The 16,593-nt window shown below is 29.9% G+C and carries 15 protein-coding genes; 13 read left to right on the forward strand and 2 right to left on the reverse strand.

All coding sequences use genetic code 11. From position 1 onward, the window contains the following. Nucleotides 1-8 precede the first annotated feature (8 nt). The 5 genes from ABID14_RS03445 to ABID14_RS03465 all read left to right on the forward strand — a co-directional run bounded on the left by ABID14_RS03445 (nucleotide 9) and on the right by ABID14_RS03465 (nucleotide 6,054). Nucleotides 9-827: a class C sortase gene (locus ABID14_RS03445; RefSeq protein ID WP_354367166.1), complete on the forward strand. Its 819-nt coding sequence runs from the start codon at nucleotides 9-11 to the stop codon at nucleotides 825-827. Continuing rightward, a complete protein-coding gene (locus ABID14_RS03450) occupies nucleotides 828-1,892 on the forward strand; it encodes a hypothetical protein (protein ID WP_354367168.1) in 1,065 nt (354 codons plus the stop codon). Next, the gene (locus ABID14_RS03455) at nucleotides 1,867-2,454 is read left to right on the forward strand and encodes a sortase (RefSeq protein ID WP_354367170.1); all 588 of its coding nucleotides are present in this window, start codon (nucleotides 1,867-1,869) and stop codon (nucleotides 2,452-2,454) included. Before ABID14_RS03450 ends, ABID14_RS03455 begins: the two co-directional genes overlap by 26 nt. Nucleotides 2,455-3,212: 758 nt before the next feature. Beyond that, nucleotides 3,213-5,231: a synaptonemal complex protein 1 gene (locus ABID14_RS03460; protein WP_354367172.1), complete on the forward strand. Its 2,019-nt coding sequence runs from the start codon at nucleotides 3,213-3,215 to the stop codon at nucleotides 5,229-5,231. A gap of 226 nt (nucleotides 5,232-5,457) precedes the next feature. Then, a complete protein-coding gene (locus tag ABID14_RS03465; protein ID WP_354367517.1) occupies nucleotides 5,458-6,054 on the forward strand; it encodes an S-layer homology domain-containing protein in 597 nt (198 codons plus the stop codon). A gap of 126 nt (nucleotides 6,055-6,180) precedes the next feature. On the opposite strand, the gene ABID14_RS03470 is transcribed toward ABID14_RS03465, so the two are convergent. After that, nucleotides 6,181-7,614 carry a helix-turn-helix domain-containing protein gene (locus ABID14_RS03470; RefSeq protein WP_354367174.1) on the reverse strand — a complete coding sequence of 478 codons (1,434 nt, stop codon included), beginning with the start codon at nucleotides 7,612-7,614 and terminating at the stop codon, nucleotides 6,181-6,183. A 158-nt stretch (nucleotides 7,615-7,772) separates the two neighbouring features. Between ABID14_RS03470 and ABID14_RS03475 the strand changes: the two genes are divergently transcribed. The 6 genes from ABID14_RS03475 (at nucleotide 7,773) to ABID14_RS03500 (ending at nucleotide 13,220) form a co-directional block, all read left to right on the forward strand. Continuing rightward, nucleotides 7,773-9,188 carry an FAD-binding oxidoreductase gene (locus ABID14_RS03475; RefSeq protein WP_354367176.1) on the forward strand — a complete coding sequence of 472 codons (1,416 nt, stop codon included), beginning with the start codon at nucleotides 7,773-7,775 and terminating at the stop codon, nucleotides 9,186-9,188. Between the two features lie 15 nt (nucleotides 9,189-9,203). Next, the gene (locus tag ABID14_RS03480; protein WP_354367178.1) at nucleotides 9,204-10,340 is read left to right on the forward strand and encodes an acyl-CoA dehydrogenase family protein; all 1,137 of its coding nucleotides are present in this window, start codon (nucleotides 9,204-9,206) and stop codon (nucleotides 10,338-10,340) included. Between the two features lies 1 nt (nucleotide 10,341). Continuing rightward, complete coding sequence (locus ABID14_RS03485; RefSeq protein ID WP_354367180.1) at nucleotides 10,342-11,109, forward strand: electron transfer flavoprotein subunit beta/FixA family protein; 768 nt, start codon at nucleotides 10,342-10,344, stop codon at nucleotides 11,107-11,109. A gap of 10 nt (nucleotides 11,110-11,119) precedes the next feature. Beyond that, nucleotides 11,120-12,088 carry an electron transfer flavoprotein subunit alpha/FixB family protein gene (locus ABID14_RS03490; protein WP_354367182.1) on the forward strand — a complete coding sequence of 323 codons (969 nt, stop codon included), beginning with the start codon at nucleotides 11,120-11,122 and terminating at the stop codon, nucleotides 12,086-12,088. Nucleotides 12,089-12,181: 93 nt separating this feature from the next. Further along, nucleotides 12,182-12,535 (forward strand): CidA/LrgA family protein, encoded by a 354-nt coding sequence (locus ABID14_RS03495; RefSeq protein WP_354367184.1) that lies wholly within the window; start codon nucleotides 12,182-12,184, stop codon nucleotides 12,533-12,535. Further along, complete coding sequence (locus ABID14_RS03500; protein WP_354367186.1) at nucleotides 12,528-13,220, forward strand: LrgB family protein; 693 nt, start codon at nucleotides 12,528-12,530, stop codon at nucleotides 13,218-13,220. Before ABID14_RS03495 ends, ABID14_RS03500 begins: the two co-directional genes overlap by 8 nt. 186 nt (nucleotides 13,221-13,406) lie before the next feature. On the opposite strand, the gene ABID14_RS03505 is transcribed toward ABID14_RS03500, so the two are convergent. Beyond that, nucleotides 13,407-14,975 carry an SH3 domain-containing protein gene (locus ABID14_RS03505; protein ID WP_354367188.1) on the reverse strand — a complete coding sequence of 523 codons (1,569 nt, stop codon included), beginning with the start codon at nucleotides 14,973-14,975 and terminating at the stop codon, nucleotides 13,407-13,409. A 129-nt stretch (nucleotides 14,976-15,104) separates the two neighbouring features. On the opposite strand from ABID14_RS03505, the gene ABID14_RS03510 reads away from it, so the two are divergent. Both ABID14_RS03510 and ABID14_RS03515 read left to right on the forward strand, forming a co-directional pair. Next, nucleotides 15,105-15,629: a hypothetical protein gene (locus tag ABID14_RS03510; RefSeq protein WP_354367190.1), complete on the forward strand. Its 525-nt coding sequence runs from the start codon at nucleotides 15,105-15,107 to the stop codon at nucleotides 15,627-15,629. Nucleotides 15,630-15,644: 15 nt separating this feature from the next. Further along, complete coding sequence (locus ABID14_RS03515; protein ID WP_354367192.1) at nucleotides 15,645-16,583, forward strand: phosphoglycerate dehydrogenase; 939 nt, start codon at nucleotides 15,645-15,647, stop codon at nucleotides 16,581-16,583. Nucleotides 16,584-16,593: the final 10 nt, after the last annotated feature.

Genomic DNA, 16,593 nt, shown 5'->3' on the forward strand with positions numbered 1-16,593 from the left:
GGAGATAAATGTTTAGGGATAAAATAAATTTAATATTAGTAATTTTTCTTATACTAGGAATCTCCCTATTATTGTATCCGAGTATAGCAGATTTATATAATGCAAATAAAAGCACTAAAATAATCAATGAATACAATGATAGTATTAAGGCTTTGAGTGAAAAGGAAATTGAAGATGTGTTTAACAAGGCTAAGAATTATAATCAAAGGCTCATAAAAAAGAGGTTTTCTCAGGACATGAGCCTATCCGAATTAAAAGAATATAATTCTATGCTAAAATTTGGTGCAAATGAAGCTATGGCGATGGTTGATATTCCGTCAATCAATATAAGGCTTCCCATCTTTCATGGAACTGATGAAGTGACTCTTCAATCTGCTCTAGGTCATATTGAATGGACATCTTTGCCAGTTGGTGGGAAAAGTACACATTGTGTGATAACGGGGCATAGAGGACTGGTGTCTGCTAGATTATTTACTGATCTAGATCAATTGATACCTGGCGATGTATTCACTATAAGAGTTTTGAATAGAGAATTATTTTATAAGGTTGATGAGATTACAATAGTTGAACCTCATGAAATAAATAATATTTTGATAGAAAAAGGAAAAGACTACACTACTCTTTTGACCTGCACACCTTATGGTGTAAATACTCATAGATTATTGGTGCGAGGATATAGAATTGATGATTTGTTCGACGTATCTCATGTAAGTGCTGAAGCAGTGAGGATAAAACCTTTTGTTGTAGCTTCTATTATGACAATACCAACTGCACTAATATTGGGAGCAATTATATTAATAATAGACAAAAATAGGAGGAAACGATAAATGAAAAAAATATTTTCTTTACTTTCTATATTGCTCTTATTTATTTGTCTACCTAGTACAATATTGGCTGAAGATGGCATGATAAAAATAATCTCCTCTCAAAATATTAAAGTATATTATTTTGAAAATTTGAAGAATTTAAATATCTATGATGAAGATGAAAAGTTTAATATATTGACATCTGAAGAACAAAATAATATTAAGTATAAATTACAGTCTTATATTTATAGTCATAATATAAAACCATATGACAATTTAAAACCTAAGAACAATGAATTAATATATAAAACTGATAAAAGTGGATTTTATCTTTTTGTGTTTGAGAAAAAAGAAGAATCAGACAAAATAGTTGCCAGTGATATTGTTTTGGTTAAATACACTGGAGATAGTTTCGATATGAAAATAAAGCCTGAAAAATTAGATAAAAAAGAATTTCAGGAATTAACAGTGATTATGGATTGGAAAGATAAAATTCTGGTAGAGAAGGTTTTGCTTGGACTTTATGATGAAGATAATAATCTGATAGATAAAATTTGGCTATCTAAAGAGAATAATTGGAGATATACTTTTTCTGATTTGAATCCTCTAAAATATTATTCTATTTGGCCGCAGAATTTAAAAAACATAAAATTTAAAATAAATCGGATTGGAAATGTAGTATATATCAAAAACACAGATGAAAAATACATTGAAGAATTGCCGCAACTTGATGGCAATTTTGACAAAGATTTAGATAAAGGGACTGGAATTTTTTATTATAATTCTGAAGATAATAAAACTTATGATATTTCTGTGGAAAAAAGAGAAGAAAATAATACAGATAACAATTATTACAAAAAAGATATAGAAAAAGACTTTGAATTTGATGATAAAAATAATTCGGGATATATAAATAAAAAAACTGTCGAAGAGGAAAAAGGCGACTTGAATAATAAGAAAGAAGAAAAACTACCTCAAACAGGTTTGTTGTGGTGGCCTGTTCCAATACTAATTGGCATTGGTTTATTTATTTTTATTTTGAGTTTTAAAGGCGAAAGAAATGAAGATAAAAATGAAGATAAATAAGAAAAATATGAGACTTGCGGGAATATTTTTAATACTATTGGGAATATTACTTGGAGTTAATAATATTTACGAAAGCCTAAATGCACAGAAAAAAAGCCAAATAATTTTAAATGGACTAGAAGATTTAGGTGGTGTAAAAAAGGAAGTACCTGATATTGAAATGGAACTAAATTATCCTATAAAAACTATCAATGGGATAGATATAATAGGCTATTTAGAAATTCCAAAATTACAAAAAAAGTTACCAGTAGCAGCAACTTGGGATTATGAAATAATGAAGAGCTGTCCCAACAGATACAAAGGAAAGAAATATTTAGAGCCTTTGATTATTCTGGGGCATAATTATCGAAGTCATTTTAAAGATATATCAAGATTAGACAGAGGTGATGAAATAATTTTTACTGATGTGTTGGGAAGAAGTCTATATTACACTGTTGACATAATGGAAATTATTGATGGTAATGATATAACAAGTATGGTAAGTACAGATTATGATTTGACATTGTTCACTTGTACCTTTGATAGAGTAAATCGTGTGACGATAAGAGCTATGAGAAAATGAAACTTTTTCTTTTTGAAAATAAATATTTTAAATAAAAGAGACGCTTTAAGCGTCTTTTTTAATGTGTTAGATACTCAAAAAAGAACTCTTCTAGTCGGTAGGGTGAGATAGAAAATTAATTATTGAGATTATTTTGTTTTTTTAATTGAGTGATATTAGTATTAAATAAAGTCTTTATCGTAGAATGCGTAAATAAAAATAATAAGTCATAAAATTTAATATTTAAAATTTATTATTTATAGTGATTAAATATAAGTTGATAGGTTTTTGTTGATAGTTATTTTTTGAAAAGTGTTTATCTAATTTTCTATAATTAATAGAATATGGGTATTTTATTTTTTGGGAGATAAAAATCAATATGTTCTAATCTATGGATATGGAGATTATTTTATTGTTACAAGTATTCATAGAGTATGGTGCATTTATTAGAATTTTAATTTGAAATTATTATTACTAATATAAACATAAAGCCACCGTTTTATGCCAATTATTCACATTTTAAATAACTATTAGAAAAATTTTTTAATTATGTAAAATTTTATTTACAAAAATTATTGACGTCAAAAAAATTTTTTTATATTATTGGATAATAGTATAAATGATTATTGTTTCAAGTGATATTATATAACGCATAATGTGTATTTTGTAGGAATAATTAAATATTAGATAATACATTGAATAAATTATATATAAATTATGATTATTTTTCAATTTTATAAATGATAGTAAATTTTAAATATGTGGAGGATATTCATCTGATGAATAAAAATAATATTAATAAGAAAATTTTATCTATTTCTTTGGCGGTGGTAATGCTCTCAAGTGGTTTGCCATATAATGTTTTTGCGACTGATCAAATAGAACAGTTGGATACTATAGCGTCAAAAATTGTAAATAGTGAAGGTATTCAAAATGATTTGAGAATGGCATCCGCCCCAGCAGAAGATAAAAAAGAAGAGCATGAATTAAAAGCTAAATTCTTTTTGGATGGGAAAGAATTCAGTTATAATTCAAACGCGGTATTTTTTAAAAAAGACAATTTAGCAGGACAAGAAATTAATAAGGCTAAAAAAGGTGAAGTAGTTGCCTATCATGTAGCTATTAGTAACGATTATACAGATGTCGGAATTTATATTGATGATAAAAAAATGAATGGGCAATTTGGTATATTTACAATGCCTGATAAAGATGTTGAACTCAAAATATATTTAATAAATGTTAAACCCGAAGAGTTCGGTAAAGAACATAAATTGAGTGGGAAATTTATACTTAATGGAGAAGATTATAAACAATCGGCAAATATTAAGTTTCAGGAGGATAATAGCAATGGAAAATTGATTACATCTGCAGAGCCTGGGCAAAAAGTATATGTATATCCAATAATAGATAATGGAAATTATATAGCAAAAAAAATGCGAATAAATGATGGGAATCCTATTTTTGAAAGAACTTTTATTATGCCTTATGAAGATGTTGAGGTAATTGTCGAATTAGAACCGCAACCTCCAATAAATGGTTTACCAAAAAACAATCATTATGAAATTACAACTAAATATTTCTATAAAAATGAAGAATATAAACCGCAAAATGGCAAAGTGCCAAGTGTTAAATTTCATAAAGATGATAAAAATAGAGAAGTGCTAAAGGATAAATTTGATACGCAAGATGAAAATCAAAAGATTTACGCTGATGTGGAAGTAAATAATGACTTTCTAGAAGTAGAAGAAATGCAAATTGACGACTATGAAGTTACTGAAAATACTTTCACTATGCCAAAAAATAATATGACCTTGAAAGTTTATCTAAAAGACAAAGAAAAGCTATCTTCACCAGTTGTTAGTGATATAAATGAAGATGATAATGTATTATATGTATCAGAACCTAAAGATGCAGATAAGATTACCTTAAAATTTGAAGATGCTAAAGAATTAAGTGTAATAAAAGTTGGTAATAGTTGGAAATTAAAAGAAGACTCTACAACTCTCGGTTTAGCAAATTCAAAAATCAGAATTCCAATTAGTGCAAAATATGCTAAAAATGGTCAAAAAATTAAAGTTACGAATTTTAATACAAAAACTAAACAAAATTCAGTTACAGTTGAAAAGATTGTGGGCAAAAAAGATAAAATAAAACCAAATTCACCTTTAAAAGCAGAGACTATTAAAGATACAAATAGAGTATTTGTCACACTTCCTCAAAACAAAAAGAATGAAAGTGATATAAAAGAAAATTATAAAATTGTAGTCACTAAAGATGGTCATGTCTTAACTGAGAAAAAATTGACAAAATCTGAAGTTCTTGAACTGGATAAAAAATCTGCTACTTTTGTAGTTATATTGTCAAAGGGAGAAAAGCGAATAGAAAAAGGCGATATTATAATTGAAGGCGGAGAAGAAACTGTAGTAAATTCTGATGACAAATTGAAAGTGCATACAGAAGATTTAAAAGGAATAAAATCTGATGAAATTGATGTTACTATAAAAGCTACTGACGAAACACCTCGACCTAAGCCAACACCAGATGATGAAGATGAGTCCTATATCCTTGGTAACTTTAAAGAAATACATGTATACAATGTAAATAGAGATGGATTATTAAAAGTAAACGAAGGAAGTACTATAATTATAGAACCAAAAAAAGGGACTAAAAATGAAAAATTTAAAACATCAGCCAAGCCAAATGGCATCGATGCACAAAAGATGCATGGTTTTAGACTTATTAAAGAAAAAAATAGTAAAACCACAAGAAATCAAAGAAATTTTAGATGGAAGTTCTAAAGAAATAAATTTTATTCCAAAAAAAGATTTGACTATTGTTTATGAATACAGAAAAGATATAAACACTTCTAAAAAAGGTAATGAAGATAGCACGGTTCCAACACCAAAGCCGAAAGAAAACGATAAAAATATTCCTTCGCCATTTCCTAAAAATGATAATAGAGAAAAAGATAAATTTAATAATCGCAAGCGTAACAAAATTAGCATAAAACATATATACAAGAATATGCCAGAAATCAAAAAAACTGTAGAAACTAAGTACAAGGCATATATAAAAGGATACGAAGGCAATTTAATAAAACCAAATGCTAAACTCACTAGAGCCGAAGTAGCTATGATGATTTCAAATATAAAAGGTTTGGATAAAAATATTACAAATAGCAAGTTGAGTGATGTTGATGGCAAATGGTACAGTTCTGCAATTAATAATATTTATGAAAAAGAGCTAATTAAAGGTTATCCTGATGGTAGTTATAAGCCAGATTCTTTAGTTACAAGAGCTGAATTTGTTCAAATAATAAAATCTATGGACAAGAGCAATGTATCTAAAGCTCCATTTACTGATATTAAAGGCCACTGGGCAGAAGATGCTATAAATATAGCTTATGGCAATGGAAGAATAAAGGGTTATGGAGATGGAACTTTCAAACCAGATGCCAATATAACAAGAGCAGAAGCTGACACAATATTAAATTCTTTGACAGGCAGAAAAATAGATAAGTCTTTATTAGATAAAGAAGTAGAAAATGGCAAAAATTTTGCCGATTTAGATAAAAATCACTGGGCTTATTACGAACTTTTATCTGCAGCAACGGATTATTAATACTGCGTACTACAAACTTAATATAATAAAATAAAAAAGACCGCATCTATATTTTTATAAAGAATGTGGTCTTTTTTATTTGAAATAGGGTTTTTATATTCAATGAATTAAAATTATAATATGATTTTAGATTTCGTTCATTTTGTTAAATAAATTTGAATATTTATCGTATAATTCTTTCATGTCTTGTGCACTCATCAATGTAGTAAAAGAAGAATTTTTTAAGTTATTCATATCTTTTAAAATATTATTTCGTATTGAGCCATCTATTGCCACAGTTATTGGAGCTATATCTTTTGTTGAATAAATATTTTTAAAAAACATGGTGTCTTCGTTGGCGAAAATATTAAATTTATTGAAATGAAATGCATTTGCGGCATTGTCTTCTAATAAATAGAATTTAACATTTTCATTTTCTTTCATTATTTTTTCTATATGCTCAAAATGTTTTTTTCTCATTGTAGGATCTAAAGTAAAGTGTTGCGAACAATATACAATCTTGCCGTTCTCAATATAATTTAAAAGAGAAGATCTAGGCATAATAAATTCGATATTAGATTTTTCAAACACTTCACGCCAAAGTATTTTTATTTTGGCGATTTCTTTTTTATAAAGTTTATTGTCCCCTTGTACAGAATTTTCTATTTTTTCAATAATATTTCCAGGTAACAAAAATTCAAAACCATAATTAGTGTAGAAAATATATTTGTTTTCGGAATAGAAATATTTTCTGAAATTATTTTTAGCCAGTGTTTCTGGGCTAGCAAGTTCTGTATATTTTATAGATTTATCAAAAAATGTTTTTATTGTATAAAAATATTTGAGAACCGTAGACTCATCATATCCATAGGTCATAGTTGACAATTCTTGGGACAAACTGAAATTCATAAATACTTCATCTTCTATTACAAGAAATTCATTTTGTGGAAAAAATTCCCCGTCATATATTTCAAGTCCTATGAGAGGATTGCGAGCAAAATTTCTATATAGAGTGTTATCGTCAACATTTTTTGATTTTACAGGCAAATGTATATTTATTACTTGATTTCTGCCTGAATGCTCTCTTGTAGTGGCAAAAAGTAGTTCTGCCATTGGACTATTTATGTCAAAGGAAGTCCAGATTTCTATATATTTATTTTTTCGAAGAGAGTCTACAATTATTTTTTTAAATGTATCGTAAATTTTATGCTCTTCAAATATGAAAAAAGTATCGTTTTTATTAGTTAAATTGACTTCTGTTATTGTATCTTCGTAAGATTTATTGAGCAGATTTTTGATTGTACTCTCTAAATGTTTCTTTTTATGGTGACTAGTCTGAAGTGGATTTTTGATACTGAATTCATTAAAGAATTCTTTTTCTTTTCCATCTTCTATTATTGAATTTGCAAAAATTTCTGCAAGTTTAATATTAATTTCTAAAATATTTTTATAAGATGGAACTTTCTTGCCACTAGACCATTTGCTTATATATGAAATATCATAACCTAAGATATTAGCTATGGGCGAGAGTTTTACTCCAGAAACATCTATTAATTTTTTTAAAGTTACATGAAAAAGCATTTAGTCACCTCATATGATAGTTAATTCAATTATAATTTTAAATTGACTAAAAGTCAATTAAAGCATTCTTTAGTCAATAAGTTTCAATCTAAAATTCTACATAGTCAATCTTTAAAATATTATAATAAATATAATGAATTTGGAAAGGAGACCACAATATGGAAAACTATAATTCTGTAAATGAACAAATAATTGAGCAAATTAAAAGCTCGGTTACTGGAAGAGTTTTTGTTGGCGAAGAAATCAATGTTGATTTTTTCCACGATGAAATGCCAATTTATGGCGAAGGTACACCTGATGTACTTGTAGATGCTGTAAATGCTGAAGAAATTTCAAAAGTTGTTAAAATCTGTAATGAAAACAAAATTCCAGTAATTGCAAGAGGTGCTGGAACAGGCCTTGTTGGAGCTGGCGTTGCAATTGATAAAGGTGTAATGATTAACATGCAACCTATGAATAAAATTTTAGGTTATGACGAAGAAAACATGGTTGTAAAAGTTCAACCCGGAGTTTTGTTAAATGATTTAGCTGAAGATTGTCTTTTAAAAGGATATATGTATCCACCTGATCCAGGTGAAAAATTTGCAACACTTGGCGGCAATGTTTCTACTAATGCTGGTGGAATGCGTGCAGTTAAATATGGTACTACTAGAGATTATGTAAGAGGAATGGAAGTAGTTCTTCCTACTGGAGAAATAACTAGATTTGGTGCAACTGTATCTAAAACATCTACTGGTTATTCTTTAAAAGACTTAATGATTGGTGCTGAAGGAACTTTGGGAATTATAACAGAGCTTACTCTTAAGATTATTCCTTCACCTAAAGAAACTATTTCTTTAATAGTTCCTTACGAAAATTTAGACGACTGTATCTCTACAGTTCCAAAATTATTTAAAGCTTATCTAAATCCACAAGCTATTGAATTTATGGAAAAAGAAATTGTAGAAATGTCTGAAAAATATATTGGAAAAGAAACTTTCCCTAAAACTGTAGAGGGAGTTGAAGCTGCAGCTTTCCTTCTAATCACTTTTGATGGGGATAATGAAGAATCTCTAAACGATATAATCGAACAAGCTGCTGAAGTTTTACTTGAAGCTGGCGCTATTGATGTACTTGTAGCTGACACTCCAAATAAAATTAAAGAAGCTTGGGCTGCAAGATCTTCTTTCTTAGAAGCTATTGAGGCTCAAACAAAACTTTTAGACGAATGTGATGTTGTTGTTCCTATTAATAAAATCGCTCAATACATTTCATATGTAAATGAAATCGGAACTGATTATCCATTTGAAGTAAAATCTTTTGGACACGCAGGCGATGGTAATTTACACATTTATGCATGTTCAAATGATATGGAAAAAGATGAATTTATTAAAGTTGTTGACGATTTTATGAATAAAATTTATGGCAAAGCTTATGAAATGGGTGGTCAAATTTCTGGTGAACATGGAATTGGTCACGGAAAGAAAAAATTCCTTAGAGAATTTGAAGGTGAAGTTAATACTTCACTTATGAGAGGAATCAAACAAGTCTTCGACCCTAATAATATTCTAAACCCACATAAGGTTGTTAGCTAAAGGTAGGAGGAACAAATGCCGTATTTAATTTCAGAAGAAGCACAAGATCTTCTACAAGATGTTAGAAAATTTTGTGAAAATGAAGTAGTAGACACATGTATTGAAGCAGATAAAACAGGAGAGTGGCCAAGAGAATTGTACGAAAAGGCTGCTGAACAAGGTTATCTTCAACTTGAAATTCCTGAGGAATTTGGTGGAGTTGGACTTTCTAGAATTGATGTAGCTGCATTGTTTGAAGAAATGGCTAAAGCTGATGCTGGTTTTGCCACAACAATTTCTGCATCAGGACTAGGTATGAAACCTGTTTTAATTGCTGGTACTGACGAACAAAAACAATATATTTGTGATCTTATTATGGACGGTGGTCTTGGAGCATTCTGTCTAACAGAACCAGGAGCAGGGTCTGATGCATCTGCAGGTACAACTACAGCTGTACTTGATGGAGATGAATGGGTGCTTAATGGTCGTAAATGTTTTATAACAAATGGAGCAGTAGCTTCTTTTTATTGTGTAGTTGCATCAACTGATAAATCAAAAGGAGTTAAAGGACTTTCTATGTTTTTAGTTCCAGCAACAGCACCTGGGCTTTCTGCTGGAAAAGAAGAAGACAAAATGGGAATTAGATCTTCAAATACTACAGATGTTGTGCTTGAAGATTGTAGAATTCCTGCATCTAATATAATTGGAAAAGAAGGCGAAGGGTTTAAAATTGCAATGCAAACTCTTGACCAAGCAAGAGCTTGGATGGGATGTTTATCAGTTGGAATTGCCCAAAGAGGAATTGATGAAGCTCTTAAATATACAAAAGAAAGAGTTCAATTTGGAAAACCAATAATAAAAAATCAATCTTTACAATTTAAACTTGCGGATATGGATATTAAAACCGAAGTAGCAAGACAAATGGTTGCAAATGCTCTTACTAGAATGGACGAAGGTCTTGACTATTCTAGAGAGTCTGCAATAGCTAAATGCTATGCATCAGATATAGCTATGGAAGTTGCATCTGAAGCTATTCAAGCATTTGGAGGATATGGCTACAGTAGAGAATATCCTGTAGAAAAATTACTTCGTGATGCAAAAATCTTCCAAATATTTGAAGGAACAAACGAAATTTTAAGAATCGTAGTTGCCAACAACTTGATGAGGAGATAATATGAATATTTTAGTATTTGTTAAAGAAGTGCCAGATGATTCAGTGGCAGTTTCTGTAAAAGAAAATAAAGCAGACACAGAAAATATAACTCCTGTTGTCAATGCTTTTGACACATATTCTTTAGAAATGGGCGCAAGACTAAAAGAAAAAGAAGGTGGAGAAGTAACTGTACTTTCAATAGGAGGGGAGTCAGTTAAAAATTCTCTAAAAAACTGTCTTGCAGTTGGAGCAGACAATGCTTATTTTGTAGAATATGAAAATTATAAAAAACTTGACCCAAGATCAATTGCAATGACACTTATAAATGCAAAAGAAAGACTTGAAGAAGAAAAAGGTAAATTTGATTTATTCTGTTTTGGAAAAGAAACAACTGATTATGAAGCTTCGCAAGTAGGCGTTTACTTTGCCGAAAAGCTAGGTATTGGCTCAATAACTAACATAATTAGTATGGAAGTTGATGGAGAAACTCTAACTACAGAACAAGAAACAGAAGAAGGAAAAAGAGTAGTAGAGACAACACTTCCATGTGCTGTAACTATTACAAAACCAGATTATGATCCTAGATATGCAACTATTAAGAGCAAGATGGCAGCTAGAAGAAAAGAAATTCCTGCCCTTGAAGTTGAAGTATCTGACGAAAATCTTCATGAAATAGTACAAGAATTTGAACCAGCAAAAAGAGAAGCTGGGGTAAAAATAGTTGAAGAAGATACAGAAGTTGCAGTTGCAAGAGCTATTGAGATTATGAAAAAAGAAAAAGCAATTTAAGGAGGGCGAGATGAAAAATATTTTAGTATATATAGAAGTAGAACAAGGCTCTCCAAATAAATTAAGTTTAGAAACACTGTCAAAAGCGTCAGAAATCGCAAAAGAATTATCAGCGAAGTCTGTAGCAGTAGTTATTGAAAATATAAATGAAGATGGTGTAAATAAATTAAAAGGTGCGGGAGCAGATGTAATTGTAAAAACTAATAGAGAAGAATATTCTCCAGAAGATTTTGCAAATATTATAGCTAAAGTTGCTGCGAAAAATGAAATTAAAACTATATTGATACCAGGCTCCTTAAACGGTAAAGATGTAGCGGCATACCTTAGTGCAAAACTTGACACAGTTTCAATTACAAATGTTTGTGATATAAAAGTACAAGGCGATGAGTTAACATTTATTAGCCCAACATATGGTGGTACAGTTTTAACTGAAATGAAATTAAATACTGATACTTATGTAGCCACTGTTAGAAGCGGATCTTTTGAGAAGAGAGAAGATTTAAACGGTGCGGGCGAAGTAGTAGAAGAAGAAATTCCCAAAGATGATATCAAAGCCATAATTAAAGATGTCATCAAAGCCGCTGGCGCAGACATTAATTTGGAAGATGCTCCCGTAATTGTTACCTGTGGAAGAGGAGCTTCAACTGGTAAATCATTTGAACTTGTAAATAAATTAGCACAAGTATTGGACGCACCTATTTCAGGCACAAGACCTGTAATAGATGATGGTATACTTCCAAAAACTTCTCAAATTGGTCAATCTGGAAAAATTGTTTCTCCAGATTTATATATTGGATGTGGTGTGAGTGGAGCAGTGCAACACATCTCTGGTATGAAAGCATCAAAATTTATTGTAGCTATAAATAAAGACGAAGATGCGCCAATCTTTGAAATGGCAGATGTTGGTATAGTTGGAGATTGTGAAAAGATTTTACCTCTTTTCATAGAAGAAATTGAGAAAATCAAATCTGAAAATTAATTTAACATGAGCAAATAACTTAAGTCTTGGCTTTTAAAAAATGTCAAGGTCCAAGAAAGCCAAGGCGTTTTTATAGAACACAAGGAGCTAGATATGAATTATTTAAAAGAATTTGTCATTCTCGTTGTTTGTTTGTTTCTGGGAGTAATTACAAGACATATAATTGATTTTCCTATACCTGAGGCGGTATATGGAATGATTTATTTATTCATAGCTCTTAATTTCAAAATTTTGACACCCGATGAAATTAGAGCTACATCAGATGGAATATTGATGAATTTATCATTATTATTTGTGCCAGTTGGTGTTGGTATAATGACTGAATACGACACTATCAGAGGCAAAACATTATTAATTGTATGTTTAATTGTAGTATCTACAGCACTTACAATGGGAATTACGGGAAAGGTAGTTGAACTATTGCAAAGGAGGAGAAAAGATGTTTGATAATAAATACTTTGGCATTATACTCATCTTCGCAACCTTTGAAATAGGTAAATATATTAATTCAAAAGTAAAAAGTCCAATTGCAAACCCCCTACTAATATCGATTGGACTTTGCATATTATTTTTGAAAATAACAAAAATCCCTTATGAATCCTTTAAACAAGGCGGAGATTTTATCGCGTTTTTTATAGCTCCAGCCACAGTAGCGATGGTTTTATCACTATATGAAAACCTAGACGAATTAAAGAAAAATATAGTACCTATAATTGGAGGAACATTAGTTGGAAGTATTTTTGCAATGCTATTTGCCATTTTTGCTTTTAAAACCCTAGGCTTTGACAAAAATATTACAACTTCTGTTACACCTCAATCAATTACAACGGCAATTGCAGTTTCACTATCAGGAGAATATGGTGGAAACACAGCCCTTACAGCAATTTCTGTTGTAATAAGAGGAGTTACTGGTGCGGTAATAGCACCCATTATTATCAAAATCTTTAGAATTAAAGATCCAGTTGCTCAAGGGATAGGTATTGGAACATCCGCTCATGCTGTAGGAACCAGCGAAGCAAGAAGAATTGGTGAAATCCAAGGTGCCATGAGTGGACTTTCAATTGCAGTGGCAGGTCTTATGACAGTTTTCTTGATGCCAATTGCAGTAAGTATTATAGAAAAAATATTTTAACAAAGAAAACATATAAAATAACCACACTTCAGGTCGGCTCAATAGCCGGCCTTTTAAATTAAATAAAAACATATAAAAATCCCACTTGCTTAATTAAATAATAGGATTATATAGATTTTTTACATATAAAAAAATCGAATTAAAGCATGATGCTCAATTCGATTTTTAAAATTCACAATATTTTATCTAGTTTAAAGTTTTGTCAGAAATCCAACCAGTAAACACTTCGTCAGTTTTTGTATCTTTTGCTTCTACATAACACCAAACTCTTTCACTGCCTTCTATTTTTGTTTCTGTGATATATAGCTCGGTATTTTTTTCTAAAACTCTTAATATATTAGAGTTGACGCTTGGCTCTTCTCTCAAATTAGCTTTTTCAGTGACTACTTTCTTATAATTGTGCATAAGATTTTCTGCCCTTTTAGCCATTACAGCTGGAGTGTCGCTGCTGGATTTTTTTTCAAACTCTTCTTTGGAGTTTAAATCGTCTACTAATTTTTTATCATTTTCTATTTCTTTTTTTAAATTTGTCACTCTAGCTGAGTCATTGACGACATCAAGATATGAGTTCAAAAGAGTCAATGCGTCTTCTTTTTTACCTTCTGAAGATAACTTTTCTGCATCCATTATCGTGATATTTTCAATTTCAGTTAGATTTGTTGTCGCTAATGTGAAATTCTTTTTATCTTCGGATATCACTTTTTTAAAATTATAAGCTGCATTTATATATTTTTGTTGCTTCATTAATTCCATACCTCTTTCAAAATGGTTATTAGAATTAATAAGTTTCTTGAGGGCATCTATTTCTAGTCCAAGATTAGAAGTGCCCCTTTCATTTACATTTTCATATATTTTAAGTGCTTCTGTATATTCTCCTGTAGTAATTAAAGAGTTTGCCTTTTCTATATTTTTTTCGCTTCTGACTTTAGTTGCAGATCTAATTCCAAAAAGTGCTAATATCAAGAGTATCATGACACCAATTAAAGATAAAAATATTTTTTTGCCGCCAATCATTGGTATTGAATTTTTGGTGTTAGAATTAGTCCTGTCAATTTTTATTGAGTCATTTGTAGGTGCAATTTTTGAAAGATTAGTTTTAGTTAAATGAGTTTTTATTCTATTTAACTTTTCTTCTTCATTTAAAGTACCTAAATTTGTTGTTTCCAAAATATTTAACATTTTGGCATTTATTAAAGGTTCAGTGAGATTGTTTAATACAAAAGATTTATTTCTATTGCAAAAATTACACTCTTCATCTTCTTTTAAATTAACTGCTCCACAAACACATCTCCAATAGTCGATGTGATTTTCACCATAGGTTTTGATTTCGTCACCTATGTGATTTTTGATATTTTGACGTTTTCTTTCAGGTATGACGGGAAGCTTTTGTTCAAAACTTTGATTTGTCATGACATGTTCTTTTTTTTCAGTTTCATACGAAGATATATATAAATCTATCGCTCGTACCTTGTCAAATCTATCATCTAAGGGTATTGGTTCAAGATAATATCTAGAATGGGGATTAATATTTACAATCCTTTTGAAATAAAACTCCTCTTCGTTGAATAAATATCTTTTGTCTTGTCCTTTGAATTTAACAGCGAATTCTATGCTTTTAATAAATTCATCTGAAAGATTTAACACGTCTATTACCATTGAAAAATCACCACCAATTAGTTCAGCGTTAGCTATTTGAATAATATCGGTGGGATTGAAATGAATATTTGTGGGCAAGGTCCTAAAGCTTGTATCCATTTAGGCCCTCCTTTCACAATCATAATAATTATAATATAATTTGTCTATATTTACAATGATTGAGCGAATTTGCTTGCTTTACTAATTTTTGACTTTAATTTATAATAGATTTATACTGTGGAGGAGATTATGCAAAGAAAAGATATTATGCCCAAAATTGTTTTCAGATATAAAAGAGAGCTATTGACTTTCTTTAACAAAGGGATATTAAAATTTATCATTGGATTGTGGTCACTATTATTAATTTTCTCTTTGAGTTTTTATTTTTTGAATAGAGAAAAGTTTATGAATGATTTTCTAATGACCATTGTCTCGTTTTTGATATTAATTGTATTTACGGCAATTATTTATTTTAGAACAAAGAATTTTTCAAATTATGTCAATAAATTTAAAAAAGAAGGTATTAAGACCGAAGGCAAAATTTTGGATGTTGTCGCAGAAAACGGAGATGTCAAAAATCCAAGACTTTTAATTGAGTATAATCTGCCCAATAACAAAAAGAAAGATAAATTTTTATCTGAACCTGTAACTGGTGATCCATCACTTTTACTGAGTTCAAGAGATGTAGATGTGTATATTTTAGATGGTAATAAATTTGCCACAAATTTTAAATTGGCATTTGATAAACAAAGACCTTATGGAAAAAGACGTTAATAATTGGAGGATATGATGAAAGTTCTTACAAGTGCTAGGATTGCACGTAAATTTGAACCAAAAATGAAAGAGCTTGGCTATGAAGTGATAACTTTTGATAAAGAAGATGTCAATGAAAAAGAAGATTACGGTGAAGATATTATAATAGCATCTATGGATATAATTGGCATGGATTTGAGTAAACACAAAAATTTAAAATATATATTTACAATATCTGTGGGAATTGATTATCTTGACCTAGAGCTTTTGAAAGAAAACAATATTATATTGACTAACAATAATGGAGTATATTCCGAACCGATTGCCGAATGGATTGTTTATAGCTTATTGCAAATTGAAAAATCTGATAGATTTAATATTAAAAATCAGGAGAATAAGATTTGGAAACCTAGAGTACATTCTTATAACCTGTACGGGAAGAGAGCTTTATTTTTGGGCACAGGTTCTATTGCACAAGCAGGAGCCAAAAGGCTCTCTGGTTTTGAGATGGAGTTAAATGGATTTAACACAGATGGCAGAAAGATTGAGCCCTTTATCAATGTATATTCATTAGATGAATTGGATGATGTTGTATCTAATATGGATTATATAATTATGTGCCTTCCTGGAACAGACGAAACTTATCATTTCTTGAATGAAGGAAGAATTGCAGAAATGAAAGATGGAGTAGTTCTTGTAAATATATCAAGAGGATCTACAATAGATGAAAAAGCTTTGATAAAAGCACTACAAAATGGCAAAATTAGAGCTGCTGCTCTAGATGTATTTGAAAATGAACCATTAGATAAAAATTCACCACTGTGGGAAATGGAAAATGTATATATCTATCCTCATATTTCTTTTAGTTCTGAAGATCACGAAGAAAGAGAGTTTAGGACTGCCCTTCATAATTTAAGATCTTTAAAAGGTGAGAGTGATTTGATTAATATTATTGATTATGAAAAGGGATATTGATAGAGGTGCA

It is taken from the genome of Peptoniphilus olsenii (genome assembly GCF_040545475.1).
GTDB lineage: Bacteria > Bacillota > Clostridia > Tissierellales > Peptoniphilaceae > Peptoniphilus_A > Peptoniphilus_A olsenii.

What these genes read in the sequence shown, in the direction of transcription:
- ABID14_RS03470 (WP_354367174.1), bottom strand. Translation starts at nt 7,614, where the DNA reads ATGCTTTTTCATGTAACTTTAAAAAAATTAATAGATGTTTCTGGAGTA.
- ABID14_RS03485 (WP_354367180.1), top strand. Translation starts at nt 10,342, where the DNA reads ATGAATATTTTAGTATTTGTTAAAGAAGTGCCAGATGATTCAGTGGCA.
- ABID14_RS03460 (WP_354367172.1), top strand. Translation starts at nt 3,213, where the DNA reads ATGAATAAAAATAATATTAATAAGAAAATTTTATCTATTTCTTTGGCG.
- ABID14_RS03465 (WP_354367517.1), top strand. Translation starts at nt 5,458, where the DNA reads ATGCCAGAAATCAAAAAAACTGTAGAAACTAAGTACAAGGCATATATA.
- ABID14_RS03475 (WP_354367176.1), top strand. Translation starts at nt 7,773, where the DNA reads ATGGAAAACTATAATTCTGTAAATGAACAAATAATTGAGCAAATTAAA.
- ABID14_RS03510 (WP_354367190.1), top strand. Translation starts at nt 15,105, where the DNA reads ATGCAAAGAAAAGATATTATGCCCAAAATTGTTTTCAGATATAAAAGA.
- ABID14_RS03450 (WP_354367168.1), top strand. Translation starts at nt 828, where the DNA reads ATGAAAAAAATATTTTCTTTACTTTCTATATTGCTCTTATTTATTTGT.
- ABID14_RS03490 (WP_354367182.1), top strand. Translation starts at nt 11,120, where the DNA reads ATGAAAAATATTTTAGTATATATAGAAGTAGAACAAGGCTCTCCAAAT.
- ABID14_RS03445 (WP_354367166.1), top strand. Translation starts at nt 9, where the DNA reads ATGTTTAGGGATAAAATAAATTTAATATTAGTAATTTTTCTTATACTA.
- ABID14_RS03480 (WP_354367178.1), top strand. Translation starts at nt 9,204, where the DNA reads ATGCCGTATTTAATTTCAGAAGAAGCACAAGATCTTCTACAAGATGTT.
- ABID14_RS03455 (WP_354367170.1), top strand. Translation starts at nt 1,867, where the DNA reads ATGAAGATAAAAATGAAGATAAATAAGAAAAATATGAGACTTGCGGGA.
- ABID14_RS03505 (WP_354367188.1), bottom strand. Translation starts at nt 14,975, where the DNA reads ATGGATACAAGCTTTAGGACCTTGCCCACAAATATTCATTTCAATCCC.
- ABID14_RS03500 (WP_354367186.1), top strand. Translation starts at nt 12,528, where the DNA reads ATGTTTGATAATAAATACTTTGGCATTATACTCATCTTCGCAACCTTT.
- ABID14_RS03515 (WP_354367192.1), top strand. Translation starts at nt 15,645, where the DNA reads ATGAAAGTTCTTACAAGTGCTAGGATTGCACGTAAATTTGAACCAAAA.
- ABID14_RS03495 (WP_354367184.1), top strand. Translation starts at nt 12,182, where the DNA reads ATGAATTATTTAAAAGAATTTGTCATTCTCGTTGTTTGTTTGTTTCTG.